Source organism: Streptomyces sp. C (genome assembly GCF_000158895.1).
Lineage (GTDB): Bacteria > Actinomycetota > Actinomycetes > Streptomycetales > Streptomycetaceae > Streptomyces > Streptomyces racemochromogenes.
Genome location: NZ_GG657750.1, coordinates 916,566 through 917,511 on the forward strand (window position 1 = coordinate 916,566; position 946 = coordinate 917,511).

The 946-nt window shown below is 77.4% G+C and carries 1 protein-coding gene; it reads left to right on the top strand.

Going from position 1 to position 946, the window contains the following annotated elements; all coding sequences use genetic code 11:
• The coding region (locus SSNG_RS04065; protein ID WP_165364968.1) for a streptophobe family protein at positions 1-935 on the top strand (935 nt) is incomplete at its 5' end.
• Positions 936-946 lie beyond the last annotated feature (11 nt).

Consider the following 946-nt stretch of genomic DNA (forward strand, 5'->3'; position numbering starts at 1 on the left):
ACCGGGCAGTGGCCGGGACCGGCGAACTGCTCGGCCGGGCCGGGCGGACGGGGGTGCTGTGGCTGGCCCTGCTCACCCTGTTCGCGCTCCTGGCCCGCCAGACGTTCGGCCTGACCACGGACGGCTCCCCGCTCGGGGAGATCGGCGAACTACTCGACTCCTCCCCGACGGTGGGCTTCCGGGCCGCGCTCGGGCCCACCCTGGGGTACGGACTGCTCTGGTTGCTGGGCCTGTTGCTGATCGCCCTGCTGGTCTCCCGCCGCACGCCGCTCCCGCCCGGGCTGCTCCGCTTCCACACGGCGGTGCGGCCGGCCGCCCACGCGACGGCCGTGCTGCTCCTGGCGTACGTGGTCCTCGGCCTGGGCGCCGGCCTGGTGACGGCCGCCACCCAGGGACACGCGGCCCGCACCCTGGCGGTGCTGCTGCTCGGCCTGCCGAACCTGGCCTGGCTCGCCCTCACCGTCGGCTTCGGCGGCGCCTGGCGCGGTGTGGCCGAGGGGCCGTTCGGCCTGCCGGTGCCGCAGCTGCTGGACCAGGTGCTGCGCGGCCCCGGCGGGTCCACCGTCGACGTGGCCTCGCTGGCGCAGCGCGACTCCCGGGCGTGGTGGCTGGTCGTGTCGGCCGCCGTCGCGCTGCTCGGCACGGGCGTGCTGGCCGCCGTACGCTCCCCCCGGCGGGTCCGGCCCTGGCAGCACGCGGTGCACCTGGCGGCGGCGCTGGGCCTGGCCACACTGACGGTGTGCCTGCTGGCCGGGGTCCAGGCCCGGTTCGGGCTGTCACTGCTGGGGCTCGGGGACGTCTCCGGGCTGGGCGGCCGTGTCGAGCTCACCCCTCACCTCTGGCGCACGACCGGCCTCGCGGTGCTGTGGGGTGCGGTGGCCGGCTTCCTCGGCGCCCTCCTGGCCCGCCCCCTGCGCCATCCGGGCCCGGCCTGATCCGCTAGGGG